Consider the following 19532-nt stretch of genomic DNA (forward strand, 5'->3'; position numbering starts at 1 on the left):
ACCCACAGACAAGAAAGAGGACTGCCCACCCGGGCAGCCCCCCTTCAAGATGTGCTTCGCTTACTTGTTCAGCGCCTGCTTCACGAGATCAATGATCTCGGGCATGGTGTCGGCCACGGGCACGTTCGCCGCCTTGAAGGCCGCGAGCTTACTCTCGGGGGTACCAACGTCACCCATGATGATCGCGCCGGCGTGACCCATGCGCTTGCCCTTGGGCGCGCTGCGGCCGCTGATGAACGCCACGACGGGCTTCTTCATGTTCTGCGCGATGTACTCGGCGGCAGCTTCCTCGTCCGCGCCGCCGATCTCGCCGATCACGACGACCGCGTCGGTGTCAGGGTCGGCCTCGAACAGGGGCAGCACGTCCGCGAAGGTCGTGCCGATCACGGGGTCACCGCCGATGCCGACGGTGGTGCTCGTACCCATGCCCGCGTCGTTCAGCAGCTTGGCGGCCTCGTAGGTGAGGGTGCCGGAGCGGCTGATCAGGCCGATGCGGCCGGGGTTGGTGTAGATCTTGTTCGGCATGATGCCGACCTTGGCTTCCCCGTTCGTGACCAGGCCGGGGCAGTTCCCGCCGATCAGGCGGATACCCTCGCCACCCTCGGCGCGGTTCTGCGCGTCGAGCGTCTTGACTTCCTGCACGGCGCGCATCATGTCCACGGTGGGCACGCCCTCGGTGATCAGGACGATCAGGGGCATGCCGGCGTGCGCGGCCTCGAGCACGGCGTCCGCGGCGCCCGCGGGGGGCACGAAGATAATGCTGACGTTCGCGCCGGTCGCGGCCTTGGCCTCGGCGACGCTGTTGAAGACGGGCCAGCCTTCGAAGTCAGTGCCGCCCTTGCCGGGGGTGACGCCCGCGACGACCTGCGTGCCGAATTCCTTCATGGCGCGGCTGTGGCTGGCACCTTCACGGCCGGTCATGCCCTGCACGATGACCTTGCTGTCCTTGTTGACGAGGATACCCATTACTTGTTCGCCTCCTTGGCGGCCTCGTCGGCAGCCTCAAACATGGTGGGGTACATCTGGATCAGGGGGCTGTTCACGTCCGCCAGGAGGGCCTTGGCCTCGTCCTCGGCTGTGCCCGCGATGCGCATGCGCACGGGCTTGGTGAGGATGCCCTCGTTCAGCGCCTGGATGACGCCCTTGGCGACCTCGTCGGCGCGGGTGATGCCGCCGAAGATGTTGATGAAGATCGCCTTGACGTCACTGTCCTTGCTGACGAGCTTCACGGCGTTGTACACGACCTCGGCCTTGGCGCCGCCGCCGATGTCGAGGAAGTTCGCGGGCTTGGCGCCGGCGCGGTTCACGACGTCGAGGCTGGTCATCACGATGCCCGCGCCGTTGCCCAGCACGCCCACGTTCCCTTCGAGCTTCACGTACGCGAAGCCGTACTTGCTGGCCTCGATCTCGAGGGGGTGCTCGGCTTCCAGTTCGCGCCAGTCGGCCAGGTCCTTGTGGCGGTACATGGCGTTGTCGTCGATCTCGAACTTGGTGTCCAGGGCCAGCGGGGTGCCGTCAGGGCCCACGAACAGGGGGTTGATCTCGACGAGCACGGCGTCACGCTTCAGCGCGGCCTCGCTCATCTTGACCATCATGTCCGCAATCTTGTTCAGGTTGCCCTTGAAGCCGGCCTTGATGGCCACTTCGCGCGCCTCGTAGGGACGCAGGCCGGTGACGGGGTCCACGCGGTGCTTGATGATCTTCTCGGGGGTGGCGGCCGCCACTTCCTCGATCTCCATGCCGCCCTCGGCGCTGGCCATCAGGGTGTAGCTCTGCACGTTGCGGTCAACGATCATGCCGACGTAGTACTCGGTCCCGGCGTCGATATCCACGGCCTTGGTGACCAGCACCTTGTTCACGGTGAGGCCCTTGATGTCCATGCCCAGGATCTTCTCGCCGTTCTCGAAGGCCTTGTCCTCGGTGGGGCTGAACTTCACGCCGCCCGCCTTGCCGCGGCCGCCGACGTGCACCTGCGCCTTCACGACGACGGGCTGGCCGTACTCGCGGGCGATCTGACGCACTTCGTCGGGGGTGCGGGCGACCTTGCCGTCCTGAACGTTGACGCCGAACTGGCGCAGAATTTCCTTGCCCTGATACTCGTGAAGTTTCACGACTGTTCCCTCCTTGGGGTGAGTGACCTACGCGGCCGAAATCATTTGTCCCGATCAACGAGTATAAGCGCACTTTTGAAAATCCCCGCGCGGCTGTCTCCGGTGGGGGAACAGTCGCGGTGCAACTGGTGATGGCCACTGAAGTGACCGGCGGGTGAGGTTGCGGTGAGGGCCGGCGTGTTACTTTGCCTGTCATGACTCAACTTCAGGAGTTGCGCGACGCGATGAGCCGCGCCGGGCTGGACGCCGCGTGGATCAGCGATCCCGCGAACGTGCGGGCCATCAGTGGATTCAGCAGCGGCAAGGACGCGAAGGTGCTCGTCACCCCGGACGCCGCCACGCTGTACACGGACGCCCGGTACACCGTGCAGGCCGCCGAGGAGTCGCCCCTGAGCGCGTTCATCGCCCGGCCCCCGGAGACGCTGAAACACGCCGCGCCGGGCCTCGCGGGCCTGCGGGTGGGTTTCGAGGCCGAGCACCTGACCGTCGCCGCGCACGACGACCTGCGGGAGCACTGGCCGCAGGCGACGCTGGTGCCCGTGAAGGGCCTCGTGCAGGGCCTGCGCGTGCTCAAGAGCGCCGAGGAGATTGAGGCCATCCGGGACGCGCAGGTGCTCGCGGATGAGGTGTTCATGGCGGTGCGGCCCCTGATCGTGGCGGGTGCGCGCGAACTGGACATCGCCACCGAGATCGAGCTGCGACTGCGGCAGCGGGGCGCCGAGAGTGCCTTCGACGTGATCGTGGCCAGCGGGCCCCGCGGCGCGATGCCGCACGGTGTGGCGTCCCCGCGCGTCATCGAGGACGGTGACCTTGTCACGGTGGATATGGGCGCCCGACTGCGCGGGTACCACAGCGACATGACCCGCACGGTAGCCGTGGGGACCCCCAGCGCCGAGATGACCCGCGTGTACCGCGCGGTGCTGGAAGCCGAGGAGGCCGCCGTGCGGGCCGTGAAACCCGGCGTCCGCACCGCCGACCTGGACAAACTGGCGCGTGACATCCTGACTGGGCACGGCCTGGGCGAGGCGTTCGCGCACTCCCTGGGGCACGGCGTGGGCCTGGAAGTGCACGAGGCGCCCAGCCTGCGGGGTACCAGCGACGACGTACTCAGCGCGGGCATGGTCATCACCATTGAGCCCGGCGCGTACCTGCCCGGCGTGGGCGGCGTACGCATTGAGGACCTCGTGCTCGTCACCGAGGACGGCTTCGAGGTTCTGAGCCACTCGCCCAAGGAGACCCTGTGAGGCTGCGCGGCGCCCTGCTGGCCGCCCTGCTGCTGGGCAGCGCGCACGCCGCCACGTACCGCGTGAAGACCGGCGACACCCTGTGGGGCATTGCCCGCAGCTACGGCGTCAGCGTGAGCGCCCTGCTGCAACTCAACGCCCGCAACAGTGAATCCCTGCGCGTGGGCGAGGTGCTGCGCGTCCCGGACCGGGGCGGCGCGACGGTCCGCGCAGCGTCCCTCGCGCCGCAGGCTCAGGCGCCCGCGGCATTCCAGCAGGGGCAGGCCGTGTACTACGGTGGGCGCTTCACGCCGCAGACCACCATGACGGCCGCGCACCTGAACCTCCCGTTCGGAACGTGGGTGCGCGTCACGCACGCCCGCACGGGCCGCAGCGTGGACGTCCTCATCAATGACCGCGGGCCGTTCGGGGTGCAGTCGCGGATTATTGACCTGTCCACCGACGCTGCGCGGGCCCTGGGCATCCTCTCCGAGGGCATCGCGCCGGTCAGCCTGAGCATCCTGAGTCAGCCCTGAAGCGCGCAGCGTCCCCCGCGCGGTGTAGACTTGTTCGGGTTTCAACCACACACGACAAGTTGATGTGCTTCACCCACCGAGGAGGATGGTTTCAATGACGATGGAAACGGCACTGCTGACCCTGGACACCCTGGCGAAGTACCTGAAGGAAAAGGAAGTCCAGCTGGACATGGAAGAGAACAACGGCCAGCGGTTCATCCGCATGGGCTGGCGCTTCGAGATGGGCGACGCGGCCGTGCTGGTCAGCGTGAACGACGGCCCGAACAACACCAGCCGCCTGGAAATCACCTGCGTGACCCAGAAGCAGTACGGTGACCGCCGCGTGGAGATCGTGAACATGCTGAACGACCGCAACCGCGAGCGCGCCTTTGCCCGCAGCATCGACGCGGACGGCAACGTGTGGCTGGAGTACGTGGGCTTCTACCCCACCCTGGCCGAAATGCCCCAGGAAACCTTCGACACGCTGTTCGGTGGCGTGCTGATGCACTTCCAGGATGACTACGCTGCGCTGGAAGGCTTCGTGCCCCAGATGCAGGTTCAGCAGCCCCAGGCGTAAACCAACGGGTAAGAGGTGGGAGTCATATCCCACCTCTCTTTGCAGCTAATAAGTGAATAGTTTCACGATTTTACTGGAAAGTGAAAGATTTGCCTGCTTGTTCAAGGCCTAGAAAGAGCATGTGATCTGGGCGTATATCGTCCCAGATCACATACTCCCTGACTGCCTCAGCGACGCTGGGCCAGCAGCTCCTCCAGGCGGACCACGTACCCTTCCAGGGTCCGGAAGGTCGCCTCAACTGGCGCGGGACTCAGCATGTCCACGCCCACCTCACGCAGGGCGTCGATGGGATCCAGGCTCCCGCCGGAGCGCAGGAAGCGCAGGTACGACTCGCGCGCGGCGTCCGGGTCGGCACTGAACTGCTCGAGGATCTGATGCGCGGCGCTGATCCCGGTCGAGTACTGGTACGCGTAGAAGTTCGCGTACAGGTGCGTGCTGAACTGCGCCCACAGGATGCCGCTGCGCTCGCGGTCCATGGTCACGCCGTCCCCGTAGCCCTCGGACAGCAGGTCGGCGGTCAGGGTGATCAGGTCCGGCGCGCTCAGGGTGCCGCCCGCCTCGATGCGGCGGTAGGCCTCCAGTTCGAAGGCCGCCAGGGTCGGCATGATGAAGAAGTACCGGTGGAAGTTCGACAGGGCTTCCTCGATGATCTGCACCTCGAATTCGGTGTCCCCGGCCGCGCGGGCCTGGGCCAGGAGGTGCTGGCGGACCATCGCCTGGTTGAAGTTGCTGGCAACCTCGGCGTGGAAGAGGGTGTAGCGCGGCACGCCGTACCCGTGTTCACGCTGGGAGAGCAGGGAGTGCATGGAGTGCCCGATCTCGTGCGCGAGGGTGGAGTACGAGTTCATGGTGCCGTTCCAGGTCATGAAGATGTACGGCTTCACGCGGCCGCCGCCGTTGCTGTAGGCACCCTGGCGTTTGCCGTCGTTCTCGGCGTAGTCCACCCAGCGTTCGGTGGTCAGGCCGGGCACCATGTCCCGCACGTAGTCCGCACCCAGGGGGGCCATACCGCCTTCGAGCCACTGCACCGCCTGCTCGTAGGACACGGCGCGGGGGGGGACCAGGGCGGCCTTCACGTCGTACTCGCGCAGCGAGGGCAGGTTCAGCCACTCGCGGCGCACGCGCCAGTAGCGGTGCCAGACCGGCGTGTTCGCACGGTACGTGTCGAGCAGGGTCGTCACGACGGCGGTGGGGATGTTGTCCGGGGACAGAGAGGCGCTGATGGTGTCCGGGTAGTTCCGGGCGCGGGCCAGGAACACGTTCTGGCGGACGTTCGTGGCGTACATCGCCGCCTGCGAGTGCCGCGCGGCGAGGTGCGCGTCCGCGTAACCCTCCCAGGCCTCGCGGCGCACCTCGCGGTCCGGGTGGGCGGTCAGGCGGTCCACGTTGCCCTGCGTGACGGTCTCGCCGCCCGCCGTGCCAAAGCGCAGGTCCATGTTCGCCAGCGCAGGATGAATGCCGCGCTCAGAGGCAAAGGGGGCCTGCACGGCACCCAGGAGTTCCTCGACCTCGGCGCTGCGGACGTGGGGTTTGCCACGCAGGATGCGTTTCAGGCGCACGCGGTGCTCGGCGAAGTCGGGCGTGTCCAGCCAGCCGCGCACCTGCGCGTCGTCCAGCGCGAGGAGTTCCGGGCGGAAGAACGCAGTGGTGCTGCCGAACTGCGCGCCCAGGGTGGAAGCGCGGTCGCGGCGGGCCGCGGCCACGGCGTCGCGGCCGTCCACGCTGGCGGTCATGCTGGCGTAGGACATGAAGCGGCCCAGGCGCAGTTCAAGGTCGTTCGCGGCGCTCAGGTACGCCAGCAGGTCCTCCGGCGTGCCCAGCTGTCCCGCGTGGGCAGACAGCGCGGGGAGGTCGCGGGCCAGCGCGTCCCCTTCCGCCGACCAGGCGTCAGGCGTGTCGTAGAGGGCCTCGATGTCCCAGGTCTGGTCACGCGGCACGTCGCTGCGGGGCGGCAGCGCCTTGATCGTTTCAGTTGGCATGCCGGAGGCTAACATTTCCGCGCAGCAGCGGGTTTACAGTGACCCCCATGAACGGACGGCCCTCATGACCATCACCGCCCCCCCCGCCCACGGCAGCGGCCTGGGCGCCATGCTCCGCCTCCCCCACGCACTCCCCCTGGCCCTCAGCTGCTTCCTGCTGGGATTCGGCCTGTCCCTGGCCGTGCCGTACATGGCCCTGTACGCCGTGAAGAAGGCCGGCATGAGCCCCCTGCAACTGGGACTCTTCCTGACGGTGAACGCCATCAGCGCCGTCGTGGTCGCCACCCTCCTGGCCCGCTGGTCCGACCGGCTGCCCAACCGCAAACCGATCCTGCTGGCCACCATGGCCGCCGGCATGGCCGCGTACGCCCTGATCGGCGTCACGCCGCACTTCGCGGGACTCCTGCTGATCGGCGCGGCCCTGCTGTCCCTGGGGGCCGCCGCGTTCCCGCAGATGTTCTCCTTTGCCCGCGCCAGCCTTCAGGACGTGCCCAGCGACCTGGCCGACCGGGCCATGACGCTGCTGCGCGCCGTATTCAGCCTGTCCTGGGTGGTCGGGCCCGGACTGGGCGCCGTGATCCTGGGCGGCGGGAACTATACGGCGGTATTCCTCAGCGCCGCCGCGTGCTTCGCGCTGGCCGCCCTGCCCCTCACGCGCGTGCCGGGCCGCCGCCCGCAGCCCACGCCGGGCATCACGCCCGACCTGCCGGACACGCCGCGTCTCGCCGCGCGGCGCGCCATCGCGCTGGGCGCCCTGGCGTTCGTGCTGTACGGCATGAGCATGCAGATGGGCATGGCCATGTTCCCACTGTTCATCACCGAGACGCTGCGCGGCACCAGCGGCGAGGTCGGCTTCCTGGTGGGCCTGTGTGCCCTGCTGGAGATCCCGGTGATGGTCGCGCTGGTCACGTGGCGCCGCCTGCCGGGCGTGCCCACCCTGGTCGCGGCGGGCATGGCCCTGTTCGTGGCGCACTTCGCGCTGGTGTACGTCTCGGACAGCCTGCCGCTGCTGATCGCCGCGCAGGTAATCCGAGCGGTGGTCCTGGCGATCCTGGCGGGCCTGGGCATGACTTACTTCCAGACGCTCATGCCGGGCCGCTTCAGCGCCGCCACGACCCTGTTCGCGAACACCGGCAGCATCGGCGGGATGCTCAGCGGGATCACGTCCGGCGCGGTGGCGCAGACCCTCGGGTACCGCAGCGTGTTCCTGGTGTGCGGCGCGTTGACCCTGCTCGCTTTCCTGGTGATGGCCTGGACGCACCGCCGCCCCGCCCAGAACACCTGACCGAACAGCAGGCGGCCCGCTCCCTCATCCGGGGCGGGCCGCCTGTCGTGGTGAGGCTCAGTGCTGCGTGCAGCCCTCGCGGATGCTCGCGGCAAGGGCGCCCACGTCCTGCCCGGCCTTCACAGCGTTGATGAACGCGCTGCCCACGACCACGCCGTCGGCGACCTGCGCGACCTGCGCGGCGGTTTCAGCGTCCTTCACGCCGAAGCCCACGGCGACGGGCACGCGGGCGTACTGGCGGGCCAGGGCCAGCATGGCGGGCACCTCGTTCAGGGCGCTGCCCTCGCGGGTGCCGGTCACGCCGGTCACGCTGACGGCGTACAGGAAGCCGGTGCAGGCCTCCGCGACGAGTTTCACGCGCGCCGGGGTGCTGGTGGGCGCGATCAGGAACGTGACGGCCATGCCGTGCTCGGCGGCCAGATCCGCGATTTCCAGGTCTTGGTCGGGCGGCAGGTCGGGGAGGATCAGGCCGTCCACTCCGGCCTCCTGGGCGAGTCGCATGAATTCACGCGGGCCGACGGCGTAGATGGGGTTCACGTACGTCATGATCACGATGGGCGTGTCGTGCCGCGAGCGGAGTTCCTTGACCAGCGCGATGGTGTGGCGGGTGCTCGTGCCGCCCGCGAGGGCCTGCTCGCTGGCGCGCTGGATGGTGGGGCCGTCACCCAGGGGGTCGCTGTAGGGGATGCCGACCTCGAGGATGTCCGCCTGCCCGAGCAGGGCGTCCGCGACGGCGGGGAACGCCTGCGCGGTGGGGTAGCCGGCGGTCATGAACGGGATAAACGCGGCGCGGCCCTCCTGCTTGGCGCGGGCGAAGGCGGCGTGCAGGCGTGCGGCGCCCGGGGTGGTGGGGATCAGGGTGGCGGTCATGCGAGCACCTCCGGGGTGCGGGGCGTGGGCGCGGCGTCCTGCTCGCGGCCCAGGTCGAGGAGGCGCATCACCTCGGCCACGTCCTTGTCGCCGCGGCCGGAGAGGTTCACGACGACCGTCTGGTCGGGGCGCATGGTGCGGGCGAGGTTCACGGCGGCGTGGATGGCGTGCGCGGTCTCCAGCGCGGGGATGATGCCCTCCAGGCGGGTCAGAAGTTGCAGGGCGTCCAGTGCCTGCGCGTCGGTGACGGGCACGTACTGCGCCACGCCGGTCTCGGAGTACAGGCAGTGCTCGGGACCGATGCCGGGGTAGTCGAGGCCCGCGCTGATGGAGTGCGGGGGGACGATCTGGCCCTCGTCGTCGTTCAGGAGATACATCATCGCGCCGTGCAGCACGCCGATGCGGCCCCCGGCGACGCTTGCGGCGTGCTTGCCGGACTCGACGCCCTCACCGGCAGCCTCGGTGCCGATCAGCAGGGGCCGCTCGTGTTCGGGCAGGTAGGCGAAGGGCGCGAAGATGCCGATGGCGTTGCTGCCGCCACCCACGCACGCGACGATCGCGTCGGGCACGGGGCGGCCCTCCAGGGCCTGGTGCTGCACCTTGACCTCCTCGCCGATGATGGACTGGAAGTCGCGGACCATCGCAGGGTACGGGTGCGGCCCGACGACGCTGCCGAGGATGTAGAAGGTGTCGCGGACGTTCGTGACCCAGTCGCGGATGGCCTCGTTCGTGGCGTCCTTGAGGGTGCTCGTGCCGGAGGTGACCTCGCGGACCTCGGCGCCCAGGAGTTTCATGCGGAACACGTTCAGCGCCTGACGGCGGATGTCCTCGGCGCCCATGTACACGATGCACTCGAGGCCCAGCAGGGCGGCGGCGGTGGCGCTGGCCACGCCGTGCTGCCCGGCGCCGGTCTCGGCGATGACGCGCTGCTTGCCCATGCGCTTGGCGAGCAGCGCCTGCGCGAGGCAGTTGTTGATCTTGTGCGCGCCGGTGTAGTTCTGGTCCTCGCGCTTGAGGTAGATCTTCGCGCCGCCCGCGTGCTCGGTCAGGCGCTGGGCGAGGTACAGCCCGCTGGGGCGACCCACGAAGTCCTTCAGGAGGCGCTCGAGTTCATTCAGGAAGGCGGGGTCGTTCCGGGCCTCGGTGTAGGCGGCCTGGAGTTCGTCCAGAGCAGGGATGAGCGTTTCGGGCACGTACCGTCCGCCGAAGCGGCCGAAGCGGCCCCGTTCGTCCGGCTGGGGGTAGGTGGGGAGTTGGATGGACATGCTGACAGGGTAGGACTGCCGTGTCGAACGGGCGTTAGGCAAACTTAGACAAGTCATCTAAGTTTGTGGGGTCAGGCACCAAGTTCAGCCCGCCCGAGCTCAGTCCGCCACAGGGGCAGGAGGTCGGCCGCGCTCACCTCGTCCGGCACCGACCAGCCCAGGCTGCGGGCCAGTTCCGACAGCACCCGGCCCGGCGCGTCCCCGGCCTCACGGAGCGCCTGCACGGGCGGCGCGCCGCCGCGTTTCGCCAGCCGCTCCCCCCGGAAATCCAGCATCAGCGGCACGTGCCAGTAGCGGGGCGTGGGCAGCCCCAGCGCCCGCTGGAGCGCCACCTGCCGGGGCGTGGCGGTCCAGAGGTCCTCGCCCCGCAGGACGTCGGTGACGCCCGACGCCGCGTCGTCCACCACCACCGCGAGGTGATACGCGAACACCCCGTCGTTGCGCCGCAGCACCACGTCCCCCACCTCGGTCGGGAGGTGCTGACACAGTGTCTCGCCGCGCCACCCGTCCCGGGCGCACACCACCTCGTCGGGCACGCGCCAGCGCACGGCAGCCGTGCGCTCTGGATGCAGGCTGCCCGCGCGGCAGGTGCCGGGATAGACCGGCTCCGCGCCGTGCGGCGCGCCCGCGCTGTCCTGAATGGCCGCCTGCACCTCCCTGCGGGTACAGGTGCAGGGATAGGTGTCCAGCCGCGCGGCGGCCGCGCGGTACAGGTCCAGCCGCTGCGACTGGATGACCTCCTCGTCCCAGTCGAGGCCCAGCCAAGCTAGGTCGGCGCGGGTCACGTCGTACGCCCAGGCGCGCACCCGCCCGGTGTCCAGATCCTCGAAGCGCAGCAGGTGCCGCCCGCCCTGCGCGCGGGAGTGAAGCCACGCCAGCAGCGCCGTGCGGGCGTTGCCCAGGTGCATTGCACCGGTGGGACTGGGCGCGAAGCGACCCACCACCACTCCTCCCTTCAGCGCCGTCACTCCTTCTCCCGCAGGTCGTCCCACAGGGCCACGAACACGCCCACGACCACGGCGCCCAGCGCCAGAGCGTGCAGGAATCGCCCCAGGCCCGGCGCCCACCCCAGCGCGTTCCAGATGGTCAGCAGCTGCCACCAGTCGTGCGTGTCCGGATCACCCGTGATCAGCGGCAGATTCCGCAGCGGCGCGTCCGCGACGTACGCCGACACCCCCGCCAGGGAATGCGCCAGCCACAGCGTCACCAGTCCCGCCGCGAAGCGCTCGCCGCGCGCCAGGAACACCCCGATGCACACGGCGGGCACGAGCAGCTGGAACAGGCTCCCGCCGAGCAGCATCACGACCTCCCCCGCCCACATGAGCAGGACGTGCCCGGCCTCGTGGAAGATCAGGTTCACGTTCCCCAGGAAGCCCGGCTCGGTGGGGCGCACCACGCCCGGCAGCGTCACCCACAGGCTCAGCAGCAGGCCCAGCACGCGCGGCCACCACGCCGGCAGGGTGAGCGTCAAGGGCGCTGCCGCTCCCGCAGCCACGCCAGCAGCAGGTCCTCGACCAGTTCGCTGACGCTCTCGCCGCCGTCCGCGCGCACCTGGCGCCACACGGCCCGCACGGTCTCCTTGCGGAGGTACACCGCCTCCAGCCGCTCCGTGCCGCCCGCGCGGGACTCGTCCGGGGCGGGGGCACTCTTGCGCGCCCCGCCCTTCTTCCCACCCTTGCCGTTCTTGTCCAGGTAATCGAAGCGGCCCACAGTCACCACAACTCGCGCGACAGGGTCTCGATGTCCGCCCAGGCAGCCAGGGCGCGCGGGTCGCGCACATCCCGCGCCAGAACGCCCAGTTCCGCCGCGCGCTGGTACGCCAGGTACGACCGCACCAGCGTGTTGCACACCGTCACGCCGCCCTCACGCAGGTCCTCCCGCAGCAGTTCGGCCGCGTGACCGACCGGGGGCACGCGCGTCAGGATCACCCGGGACTGCCGCGCGGCGCCCTCCTCCGTCAGGAAGTCCAGCAGTTCGCGCGTGGCGTCCACCTCCAGGGGGCTCACGCCGCTGGGCACCAGGATCAGGTCGGCCCGCTCGGCCAGCTGGCGCAGGTCCTTGCGGCGCGGGCGGCCCTCCGTGTCGATCAGCACCAGGTCGAACGCCGCGAGCTTCTTCGGTTTCACCTCGTCCGCCGCAACGACCGGGAACGGCAGCGCCCCGGCCCGCTGCGCCCAGCGCAGGCTGCTGCCCACCCGGCCGTCCTCGTCCACCAGCAGGACATTCTGGCCCTGCGCGTGCGCCGCGCCTGCCAGATGCACCGCCAGGGTGCTCTTGCCCACGCCGCCCTTTTCGGAAGTGATCGCCGCCACGCGTGCCATATGCCCGGAAGCGTAGCAGACGCCGGGTCGCGCCCACGTCAGCTGGCGAGAACGGAACGGCGCCGTCCCCATCCGCTTACCATGAGCGCCGATGATCACGCCCGAGCAGACGCAGGAGCTCCACGCCAGCGAGGTGTACTGGACGGCGCGCGCCATGCAGGAGCAGGGCAGCCGCTTCTATCGCGCGCTGGGTGACGCGCTGCACGCCGCCGACGCCGTCAACCGCCGCCTGATCCTGACCACCTGGCCCGATGCCTGCTGGGATTTCTACCGGCGCGGCCTGCGCCTGCGGGACGCGGAGGGCGAAGGCTGACCCAGCAGCGCCAGCGTGATCTCGCGCAGCGCCGCGACGAGCAGCGACCACAGCGTGGCCGGGCGCGCCCGGGCCAGCCGCTCCCGACGCCGGGCCACCCGCTCCTGCGCCGCCGGTTCCGCGCCAGGAAGGGGCTGGCCGAGTAGGAGGTGAAGGGCCACGCGCCAGAAGGTCATGCACCGGGTACGCGTTCCGGGGGTCAGAGGTTGCCGCTTCGCGACGACCGCCACGCTCCTGCGGCTGGGCCGGGGCGTAGAGTGGGCGACCATGAGCACCCCGACCCTCCTGGCCGCCTTTGCCCACCCTGACGATGAAGCCTTCAGTGTGGGCGGCACCCTCACCCACTACGCGCGCCGGGGCGTGCGCGTCGTGCTGGCCTGCGCCACGCGCGGCGAGGCCGGGAAGATCACGGTGCCCGGCATGACCGTGGACGACCTGGGCGCGCAGCGCGAGCAGGAACTGCGCGCCGCCTGCGAGGCGCTGGAGATTGAGCCCCCGGTGTTCCTGGACTACCACGACTCCGGCCGCTACGAGCGCACCCGCCACGATGACCCGATGGCCCTGATGAACGTGAACCCGCTGGACGTGGAAGTGAAACTCCGCGCCCTGATCGAGGAGGTGCAGCCGCAGGTGATCGTCACCTTTGACCCGCACGGCGGGTACGGGCACGTCGATCACCTCCAGATGCACCGCGCGACCGTCGCGGCATTCTTCAGCACCGGGCACCTGCCCGGCGGCGGCCCGCAGCGGCTGTACTACACCGCGCTGACCACAGAGGCCGCGCAGGGACTGGCGCGCATGGGGCAGGACCTTGACGCACTCGTATACGGCGTGTCCCAGGACACGCTGGCCGTGCAGATGGACGTCAGCGCGTACGCCGCGAACAAGAAGGCGGCCCTGATGGCCCACGGGACGCAGACGGGCGAGCAGAGTCTGCTGGGCCGCATGACGCCCGAGGAACGCGAGACCATGGAGCGCCGCATGCTGGGCACCGAGGGCTTCAGCATCGGCGGCACCCGCACCGCCCTGACGACCTACCCGCTACGTGGCCTGTTCGACGGGCTGGGCTTCGACGGCCTGAACTGAGACAACACTGAGTCCGAGGCTCCTGGACTGGACGAGCAGTCCGGGAGCTTTCTGTGAGCCCTGATGCCGGGCAGCAGAAAGGCACCCGGACGTGAAATCCGGGTGCCTTCTGGTCTGGGTGCAGGTCAGCGTTTGCGCTTGCCGCCGGCGGGCTTTTTCGCCGCGCCGCCACCACCGCCGCCCCCACCACCGTGGGTGCGTTCCTTGGCGTCGCGCATGAACGAGCGGAGCTTGGCCTCGAACTGCGGGCTCTGCCGGCCGATCGCGCGGGGACGGGGAACTTCCTCAGGTTCTTCGAGGAGTTCCTTGATGGAGAGGTCGAGTCGACCGCGTTCATCCCGGCCCAGAACTTTCACTTCCACGTTCTCGCCCTCGCGAACGTGGTCATGAATGTTCCGCACGAAGGAGTGCGCGATCTGCGAGATGTGCACAAGGCCCGTCTCACCGTTCTCGAACTGGATGAACGCGCCGAAGTCGGTCACGCGCGTTACGCGGCCCTCCACGACCGCGCCGGAATCAAGCTGCACCAAAGGAGGTCTCCTTGCAAAGCATGAGGGTCATGGTACACCATCCCCGCTCCCCATGGGAGGCACCCGCGTGCCTGCATGAGCGTCACGCTAGAGTGCGACTCATGAAGTTGCGCGGCACCCTGGGCGGCCTGAATCTCCTGATTGAACCCGGCGACACCGGCAGCAGCGTCCAGGACGCCCTGAGCGTCCGCACGGACCTGCTGGCGAGCGCCGTCACGATTGAACTCCAGGGCGACGCCGACCCGGACGCCATTGAGGCGGCCCTCGCCGCCATCCGCGCAGCCGGGGGCACCCCGGGACGGATTCGTGCGCCTCGCGTGAGCGTCCCAACGCCCGCACCCGCAGCGTCCGCCATGCCCGAGCCGGCCCCGGCCCGCACGGAGATCATCACGCACACCCTACGCGCCGGATACCACCGGGAGTTCCCGGGCAGTGTGATCGTGCTGGGCGACGTGAACCCCGGCGCGGAGATCCTGGCGGGTGGGGACGTAATCGTGGTGGGCGCGCTGCGCGGCGTGGCGCACGCGGGCCTGGGCGGTCACGCGGACGCGATCGTGTGGGCGCGGCCCATTGCCAGCACGCAGATTCGCATTGGGGATGCCGTGGCCCGCGCGCCCGAGGGCAGCAGCCTGAGCAACATGCGCCACCGTGAGGACCAGCCGCTGGCGGAGATCGCGCGGCTACAGGACGGCGTGATTCACATCGACGTGCAGAAATAGGGGGCCGGGGTGCCCCGGCTCCCACCCCGGTCTGGACTTAGAGTTCTGGGAAGCGGACACCGCCCAGTAGCCGGTTCACTTCGGCCGCCAGGGACAGCAGACGGCCTTCACTGCCTGCGGGCGCGACGAGCAGCGCGCCGTTCGGGGTGGTGGCGCCCGCCGGGGTGACGGGCAGGGCGAGGCTGGGGTATCCGGCCTTCGCCGCCAGGCCGTAGCCGTGGATGCCGGGGAAGATGATCAGGTCCAGGCCCTGCGCGAACAGCGGATCGAAGCCGCGCGTGCGGGTCAGGGTCAGGTCGCGTTCGCGAGCGCGGATGTACGCGGACTCGGTCGCGTCGCCCCGGGTGCCCTGCGCGGCGTGCAGCAGGGTCTGCCCGTAGCGCAACAGGCGTTCCGGGTCGGCGTCGTTCGCGTCAATCACAGCCTGGAGGCTGCGCGGGCCGGTCGTGACCATGCGCAGGTAGGCGTTCAGGTCGCCCTTGAACTCGTGCTCCAGGACCTCGAGGCTCCAGCCGTGGGCGTTCAGGTCGGCGCGGCTGGGGAAGGCGACGTCGTGCAGGGTCGCGCCCGCGTCGAGCAGCGCGGCGGTCAGGTGGTCGAGGGCGGCGGCCTCGGCGGGCGTGACGCCGGTCTCGTCGCGGATGACGCCCAGGTGCGCGCCGCGCAGCACGTCCGGCAGCACGGTCAGGTCAGGCACCGGAAGGCGGCGGGTGGCCTCGTCCCGGTCGTCCGGGCCGGAGATGACGGCCAGGATCATCGCGGCGTCACGGACGCTGCGGGTGATGGGCCCGGCGGTGTCCTGGCTGTGGCTGATGGGCACGATGCCGGTGCGGGGCACGAGGCCCAGTGTGGGTTTCATCCCGATCACGCCGTTCTGATGGGCGGGACTGACGATGCTGCCGCTCGTCTCGGTACCGATCGCGGCGGCGCACAGGCGCGCGGCGACCGCCACGCCACTGCCGCTGCTGCTGCCGCCGGTGTCCAGGCCGTCGCCCCAGGGGTTCACGGTCTGCCCGCCTGCGCTGGAGTACCCGTTCGGCATGGCGAGCGTCATGAAGTTCGCCCACTCGGTCATGTTCGCCTTGCCCAGGATCACGGCCCCGACGTTGCGCAGTCGGGTCACCAGCGGGGCGTCGGTGTCCGGGACGTGCCCGGCGAGCAGGGCGCTCCCGGCGGTGGTGGGCAGGCCCGCCACGTCGATGTTGTCCTTGATGAGCATGGGCACGCCGTGCAGCGGGCCGCGCCGATCGGCGCTGACGGCGTCCAGGCGGTCCGCGTCGGCCTGCGCGGCCGGGTTCACGGTGATCACGGCGTGCAGGCGCTCGTTCAGGGCGCCCAAGCGACTGAGGTACGTGCGGGTCACCTCGCTGCACGTCAGGTCGCCGCGCCGGGTGGCGGCGGCCAGGGCGGCGGCATCCAGGTCAAGGATCGGATCGGGTTGCAGGGTCACGCCCTCCACTGTACGCACGTCTAAGTCCGGCGGCCTTGGGCTGGGACGCGGTACGGTAGCGTGGCGCCCATGAGTGATCCAGCACCCGCGACCGCTGCCGTGCCCGTTCTCACCTCCGGGGTGGTGGCGTTTCAGGGGAATCCCGGTTCGTACGGGGAGATCGCCGCGCTGAACGCCGTGGCCGGCATGGCCGAGACGCGCGGGTACCCGACCTTCCACGAGGTCGCCCGCGCCGTCGAGACCGGCGAGGCCGAGTACGGCGTGCTGCCGGTCGAGAACAGCCTGATGGGCGCCATTCACCAGAGCATCGACCTCCTGAGCGAGACCGACCTGCATGTCGTGGGCGAGGTCGTCGTGCGGGTGTCGCACTGCCTGATGGCGCTGCCTGGCGTGGAGATCAGCGACATCCGCCGCGTGGCCAGCCAGCAACCCGCGCTGGACCAGTGCACGGACCTGATCCGCAAGCACGGCTGGCAGCCGGTCGCCGCGCACGACACGGCGGGCAGCGCGAAGAACCTCGCGCAGAGCGGCGAACGCGACCTTGCCGCCATCGCCAGCGAACGCGCCGCGCAGCTGTACGGCCTGACGATCCTCCAGCGGAACATCGAGGACGAACCGTTCAACTACACGCGCTTCATGATCCTCGCGCGGCGCGAACCCGCCCCGTCCGACGCGCCGCACAAGACCAGCCTCGTGTTCGCCGTGCGCCACACCCCGGGGTTCCTGGTGGAAACGCTGAACGAACTGCGTGGCCTGAACCTCTCCCGTATCGAGAGCCGCCCCCGCCGTGACCGCGCCTGGAGTTACCTGATGTACGTGGACATCGAGGGCGACGCGCGCGACCCGAAGGTCGCCCAGGCGCTCGCCGGGGTGCTGCGCAAGGCCAGCTACGCGAAGATCATCGGCTCGTACCCCAGCGCGCAGGGCACCGTGAACTGAGGATCGGGGGCTGGGCCTCGGGAGGGGACTTGGTGGGCATCGTTTGCCCTTCCCACTCCCCACTGCCCCTCATGCGACCATGTCTGCGTGCGCCGCGCCCTGCTGTCCCCTCCTGCCTGCCGTGACCTGAGTGCCCTCAGCCGGGCAGTGGGGGGCCGGGCGGTCCTGGTGACCGGTGCGTCGTCCGGGGTGGGCAAGGCGACGGCGCTGCGGCTGGGCGAGGCCGGAGCGACGGTGCTGCTGCTGGCGCGGCGCGAGGAGCGACTGCGGGAGGTGGCCGCTCGGGTCGGGGCGGCCGGGGGCCGGGCGGTGGTGATCCCGTCGGACCTGAGCGACCCGGCGTCGGTGGACGCGGCGGCCCGCGAGGTGCTGAAGGCAGCGCCGGTCCTGGCGGGCGTGGTGAGCAACGCGGGGCGGTCGGTGCGGCGGCGGGCACTGGATGGCGCGCCGAGAGCAGACCTCGATCGGTTGCTGGCCGTGAACGTGACGGGTCCGGCGCGGCTGCTGCTGGCGCTGCGCCCGGCGTTGGGCCAGTCGTTGGGTGCGGGGAGCGTGGTGGTGAACGTGTCGAGCGTGTCGGCGCGGCATGTGGGCGCGCCTCGCTGGGGGGCGTACCAGGGCAGCAAGGCGGCGTTTGACCTGTGGGTGCAGGCGGCGGTGGCCGAGTGGCCGGGGGTGCGGGGCGCGTCGGTGTACCTGCCGCTGATCCGCACGCCGATGATCGCCCCGACCCGCGCGTACCGGTTCCTGCCCACGCTGAGTGCGGCCGAGGCCGCTGAGGTGGTCACGCTGCCGTTCGTGCGGCGGGTGGTGCGGGTCGCGCCGTGGTGGCTGCTGGGCGTGGAGGTCGCGGGCATCGTGTGTCCGGGCTTCCTGGCGCGGGGACTGGCGTGGGCCGAGCGACTCGAGGCCCGGCTAGAGCGGCGACGGTGAGGCGGACGTGGGCGGCGGTACGGGCAACGGGCGCGCTGGGCGAGCAACCCGTACGGGCGGTCCTGTCCCTGCTGCGCTGCCTGGGATGCGAGGGCCGGACACTAGAGGGCGTGGTGGCGTGGCAGGCGCGGTGCGCCCCGGATCGGCTGGCCCTGTCGGACGAGGCTGAGCGCGTGACCTACGCCGAGTTACACGCGCGGGTGCAGGAACGGGTGCGGGCGTGGCGGGGTGCGCACCCGCCGGGCACCCTCGTTGGCCTGGAGGGTGGCGGCGGGCAGGTGGCGTTCGTGGTAGATCTCCTGGCCGGACTGCGGTTGGGCTGGCGGGTCGTGCCGCTCGCGCCGGGTCAGGAGGGAACGGGGCTGGCGTCTCTCCCACCACCCTCTTCCCCACCAGTGGCCGGTCAGGGAGGCTGGTTGCTGCCGCGTGCGGGATGCCCGGTGCTCATGACATCGGGGAGTTCCGGGGCGCTGCGGCTGGTCCGGTCGGCCGTGCGGCCAATGGCGGCGCTGCGGTTCGCGGGGGCGCTGCTGGCCGCGCTGCGGCCACACCGGGACGCGGCGGTCGTGCTGCCCCTGCCGCTGTGGCACGGGCATGGACTGGCGACCCTGGCCCTGGCCATGGGGGTGGGGGCGCCGCTGCACCTGCGCGCCGGAGCCACGCCTCAGGAGATCTGGGCCACACTGGAAGTCGAGGGCGCGGAGGTGCTGGCGGTCGTCCCCACGGTCCTGCACCGACTGCTGGCCGTGCCAGGGAACGCGCCCCGGCTGCGGGTGGTGCTGAGCGGGTCCGCGCCGCTGCCGCCGGAACTGGCGACCGCGACCCGCGCGCGGCTGGGGGACGTGCTGTTCAATGCGTTCGGCAGTACGGAACTGGGCGTGCTGACCCTGGCGACCCCGGCTGACCTGCGCGCCGCGCCGGCGTCGGTGGGTCGGCCCCTGCCGGGCGTGTCCGTGCGGGTCGCGCCGGACGGGCGGGTGCTGGTGCGCGGGCTGCTGCGCCGGGGCTGGCACCCGACCGGTGATCTGGGCGTGCTGGACGCCTCGGGGCGATTGACGCTGCGGGGGCGGGCGGACGACCTGATGGTGATCGGTGGGGAGAACGTGTGGCCCGCTCAGCTGGAAGCGGCGCTGCTGGCCGTGCCGGGGATCGTCGCGTGCGCGGTCCTGCCGGTGCCGTGCGCCGAGTACGGGCAGCGGCCGGTGGCGTTCGTGGAGGGCAACGTGGACGAGGCGGCGCTGCACATCTTCGCGCAGTCGCGGTGGCCGCGTCGCCTGAGGCCTGTACGGTGGGTCCTGGGTCCGCTCCCGAGGACGCCTCTGGGCAAGGTGACGCGCGGTGATCTCCGTTCTCTCCACGGCTGATCCATGTTACGATGAATGCATTTATTAAGTGAATTGTTTCACGATTAATCCA

21 protein-coding genes are annotated in these 19532 nt (G+C 70.3%); 10 read left to right on the plus strand and 11 right to left on the minus strand.

Annotation, left to right across the window (positions count from 1 at the left end):
• Window positions 1-60 precede the first annotated feature (60 nt).
• Together sucD and sucC are read right to left on the minus strand one after the other, a co-directional pair.
• Window positions 61-966 carry a succinate--CoA ligase subunit alpha gene (gene sucD / locus IEY63_RS01815; protein ID WP_189067253.1) on the minus strand — a complete coding sequence of 302 codons (906 nt, stop codon included), beginning with the start codon at window positions 964-966 and terminating at the stop codon, window positions 61-63.
• A complete protein-coding gene (gene sucC / locus IEY63_RS01820) occupies window positions 966-2111 on the minus strand; it encodes an ADP-forming succinate--CoA ligase subunit beta (RefSeq protein WP_189067254.1) in 1146 nt (381 codons plus the stop codon). The genes sucD and sucC overlap by 1 nt, the downstream gene beginning before the upstream one ends.
• Window positions 2112-2305: 194 nt before the next feature.
• On the opposite strand from sucC, the gene IEY63_RS01825 reads away from it, so the two are divergent.
• The 3 genes from IEY63_RS01825 (at window position 2306) to IEY63_RS01835 (ending at window position 4426) form a co-directional block, all read left to right on the plus strand.
• The gene (locus tag IEY63_RS01825) at window positions 2306-3355 is read left to right on the plus strand and encodes a M24 family metallopeptidase (RefSeq protein ID WP_189067255.1); all 1050 of its coding nucleotides are present in this window, start codon (window positions 2306-2308) and stop codon (window positions 3353-3355) included.
• Window positions 3352-3870, plus strand: coding sequence for a septal ring lytic transglycosylase RlpA family protein (locus IEY63_RS01830; RefSeq protein WP_189067256.1), 519 nt, complete (start codon window positions 3352-3354; stop codon window positions 3868-3870). Before IEY63_RS01825 ends, IEY63_RS01830 begins: the two co-directional genes overlap by 4 nt.
• Before the next feature lie 94 nt (window positions 3871-3964).
• Window positions 3965-4426: a type III secretion system chaperone family protein gene (locus IEY63_RS01835; protein WP_189067257.1), complete on the plus strand. Its 462-nt coding sequence runs from the start codon at window positions 3965-3967 to the stop codon at window positions 4424-4426.
• Between the two features lie 167 nt (window positions 4427-4593).
• Here the strand turns inward: IEY63_RS01835 and pepF are convergent, their stop codons facing one another.
• Window positions 4594-6405, minus strand: a complete 1812-nt coding sequence (gene pepF, locus IEY63_RS01840) for an oligoendopeptidase F (protein ID WP_189067258.1) — start codon at window positions 6403-6405, stop codon at window positions 4594-4596.
• A 64-nt stretch (window positions 6406-6469) separates the two neighbouring features.
• Between pepF and IEY63_RS01845 the strand changes: the two genes are divergently transcribed.
• Window positions 6470-7690 (plus strand): sugar efflux transporter, encoded by a 1221-nt coding sequence (locus tag IEY63_RS01845; protein WP_189067259.1) that lies wholly within the window; start codon window positions 6470-6472, stop codon window positions 7688-7690.
• Between the two features lie 57 nt (window positions 7691-7747).
• Here the strand turns inward: IEY63_RS01845 and trpA are convergent, their stop codons facing one another.
• The 6 genes from trpA to IEY63_RS01875 form a co-directional block, all read right to left on the minus strand.
• Window positions 7748-8560 (minus strand): tryptophan synthase subunit alpha, encoded by an 813-nt coding sequence (trpA, locus tag IEY63_RS01850; protein ID WP_189067260.1) that lies wholly within the window; start codon window positions 8558-8560, stop codon window positions 7748-7750.
• Complete coding sequence (gene trpB / locus IEY63_RS01855) at window positions 8557-9825, minus strand: tryptophan synthase subunit beta (protein WP_189067261.1); 1269 nt, start codon at window positions 9823-9825, stop codon at window positions 8557-8559. The genes trpA and trpB overlap by 4 nt, the downstream gene beginning before the upstream one ends.
• A 71-nt stretch (window positions 9826-9896) precedes the next feature.
• Complete coding sequence (gene gluQRS, locus IEY63_RS01860) at window positions 9897-10793, minus strand: tRNA glutamyl-Q(34) synthetase GluQRS (RefSeq protein WP_268239628.1); 897 nt, start codon at window positions 10791-10793, stop codon at window positions 9897-9899.
• Complete coding sequence (locus IEY63_RS01865; protein WP_189067262.1) at window positions 10790-11296, minus strand: hypothetical protein; 507 nt, start codon at window positions 11294-11296, stop codon at window positions 10790-10792. Before IEY63_RS01865 ends, gluQRS begins: the two co-directional genes overlap by 4 nt.
• The gene (locus IEY63_RS01870; RefSeq protein WP_189067263.1) at window positions 11293-11535 is read right to left on the minus strand and encodes a hypothetical protein; all 243 of its coding nucleotides are present in this window, start codon (window positions 11533-11535) and stop codon (window positions 11293-11295) included. The genes IEY63_RS01865 and IEY63_RS01870 overlap by 4 nt, the downstream gene beginning before the upstream one ends.
• 2 nt (window positions 11536-11537) lie before the next feature.
• The gene (locus IEY63_RS01875; protein ID WP_189067264.1) at window positions 11538-12146 is read right to left on the minus strand and encodes a nucleotide-binding protein; all 609 of its coding nucleotides are present in this window, start codon (window positions 12144-12146) and stop codon (window positions 11538-11540) included.
• Window positions 12147-12237: 91 nt separating this feature from the next.
• Between IEY63_RS01875 and IEY63_RS01880 the strand changes: the two genes are divergently transcribed.
• Window positions 12238-12459, plus strand: coding sequence for a hypothetical protein (locus IEY63_RS01880; RefSeq protein ID WP_189067265.1), 222 nt, complete (start codon window positions 12238-12240; stop codon window positions 12457-12459).
• A gap of 267 nt (window positions 12460-12726) precedes the next feature.
• Window positions 12727-13545: a PIG-L deacetylase family protein gene (locus IEY63_RS01885; protein ID WP_189067266.1), complete on the plus strand. Its 819-nt coding sequence runs from the start codon at window positions 12727-12729 to the stop codon at window positions 13543-13545.
• Between the two features lie 125 nt (window positions 13546-13670).
• On the opposite strand, the gene IEY63_RS01890 is transcribed toward IEY63_RS01885, so the two are convergent.
• Complete coding sequence (locus IEY63_RS01890) at window positions 13671-14075, minus strand: S1 RNA-binding domain-containing protein (protein ID WP_046842406.1); 405 nt, start codon at window positions 14073-14075, stop codon at window positions 13671-13673.
• 101 nt (window positions 14076-14176) lie between these two features.
• Between IEY63_RS01890 and IEY63_RS01895 the strand changes: the two genes are divergently transcribed.
• Entirely contained in the window at window positions 14177-14794 is a 618-nt protein-coding gene (locus IEY63_RS01895; RefSeq protein ID WP_189067267.1) for a septum site-determining protein MinC, read from the plus strand.
• A gap of 37 nt (window positions 14795-14831) precedes the next feature.
• On the opposite strand, the gene IEY63_RS01900 is transcribed toward IEY63_RS01895, so the two are convergent.
• A complete protein-coding gene (locus IEY63_RS01900) occupies window positions 14832-16244 on the minus strand; it encodes an amidase family protein (RefSeq protein WP_189067268.1) in 1413 nt (470 codons plus the stop codon).
• A 69-nt stretch (window positions 16245-16313) separates the two neighbouring features.
• Here IEY63_RS01900 and IEY63_RS01905 point away from each other — a divergent pair, with 69 nt between their 5' ends.
• The 3 genes from IEY63_RS01905 to IEY63_RS01915 all read left to right on the plus strand — a co-directional run bounded on the left by IEY63_RS01905 (window position 16314) and on the right by IEY63_RS01915 (window position 19480).
• Window positions 16314-17183: a prephenate dehydratase gene (locus IEY63_RS01905; RefSeq protein WP_189067269.1), complete on the plus strand. Its 870-nt coding sequence runs from the start codon at window positions 16314-16316 to the stop codon at window positions 17181-17183.
• A gap of 87 nt (window positions 17184-17270) precedes the next feature.
• A complete protein-coding gene (locus IEY63_RS01910) occupies window positions 17271-18116 on the plus strand; it encodes an SDR family NAD(P)-dependent oxidoreductase (RefSeq protein WP_189067270.1) in 846 nt (281 codons plus the stop codon).
• Window positions 18113-19480 (plus strand): class I adenylate-forming enzyme family protein, encoded by a 1368-nt coding sequence (locus IEY63_RS01915; RefSeq protein ID WP_189067271.1) that lies wholly within the window; start codon window positions 18113-18115, stop codon window positions 19478-19480. The genes IEY63_RS01910 and IEY63_RS01915 overlap by 4 nt, the downstream gene beginning before the upstream one ends.
• Window positions 19481-19532 lie beyond the last annotated feature (52 nt).

Source organism: Deinococcus radiotolerans (assembly GCF_014647435.1).
Taxonomy (GTDB): Bacteria; Deinococcota; Deinococci; order Deinococcales; family Deinococcaceae; genus Deinococcus; species Deinococcus radiotolerans.

What these genes read in the sequence shown, in the direction of transcription:
- trpB (WP_189067261.1), bottom strand. Translation starts at nt 9,825, where the DNA reads ATGTCCATCCAACTCCCCACCTACCCCCAGCCGGACGAACGGGGCCGC.
- IEY63_RS01845 (WP_189067259.1), top strand. Translation starts at nt 6,470, where the DNA reads ATGACCATCACCGCCCCCCCCGCCCACGGCAGCGGCCTGGGCGCCATG.
- sucD (WP_189067253.1), bottom strand. Translation starts at nt 966, where the DNA reads ATGGGTATCCTCGTCAACAAGGACAGCAAGGTCATCGTGCAGGGCATG.
- IEY63_RS01835 (WP_189067257.1), top strand. Translation starts at nt 3,965, where the DNA reads ATGACGATGGAAACGGCACTGCTGACCCTGGACACCCTGGCGAAGTAC.
- IEY63_RS01875 (WP_189067264.1), bottom strand. Translation starts at nt 12,146, where the DNA reads ATGGCACGCGTGGCGGCGATCACTTCCGAAAAGGGCGGCGTGGGCAAG.
- IEY63_RS01880 (WP_189067265.1), top strand. Translation starts at nt 12,238, where the DNA reads ATGATCACGCCCGAGCAGACGCAGGAGCTCCACGCCAGCGAGGTGTAC.
- IEY63_RS01895 (WP_189067267.1), top strand. Translation starts at nt 14,177, where the DNA reads ATGAAGTTGCGCGGCACCCTGGGCGGCCTGAATCTCCTGATTGAACCC.
- IEY63_RS01825 (WP_189067255.1), top strand. Translation starts at nt 2,306, where the DNA reads ATGACTCAACTTCAGGAGTTGCGCGACGCGATGAGCCGCGCCGGGCTG.
- trpA (WP_189067260.1), bottom strand. Translation starts at nt 8,560, where the DNA reads ATGACCGCCACCCTGATCCCCACCACCCCGGGCGCCGCACGCCTGCAC.
- IEY63_RS01905 (WP_189067269.1), top strand. Translation starts at nt 16,314, where the DNA reads ATGAGTGATCCAGCACCCGCGACCGCTGCCGTGCCCGTTCTCACCTCC.
- IEY63_RS01885 (WP_189067266.1), top strand. Translation starts at nt 12,727, where the DNA reads ATGAGCACCCCGACCCTCCTGGCCGCCTTTGCCCACCCTGACGATGAA.
- pepF (WP_189067258.1), bottom strand. Translation starts at nt 6,405, where the DNA reads ATGCCAACTGAAACGATCAAGGCGCTGCCGCCCCGCAGCGACGTGCCG.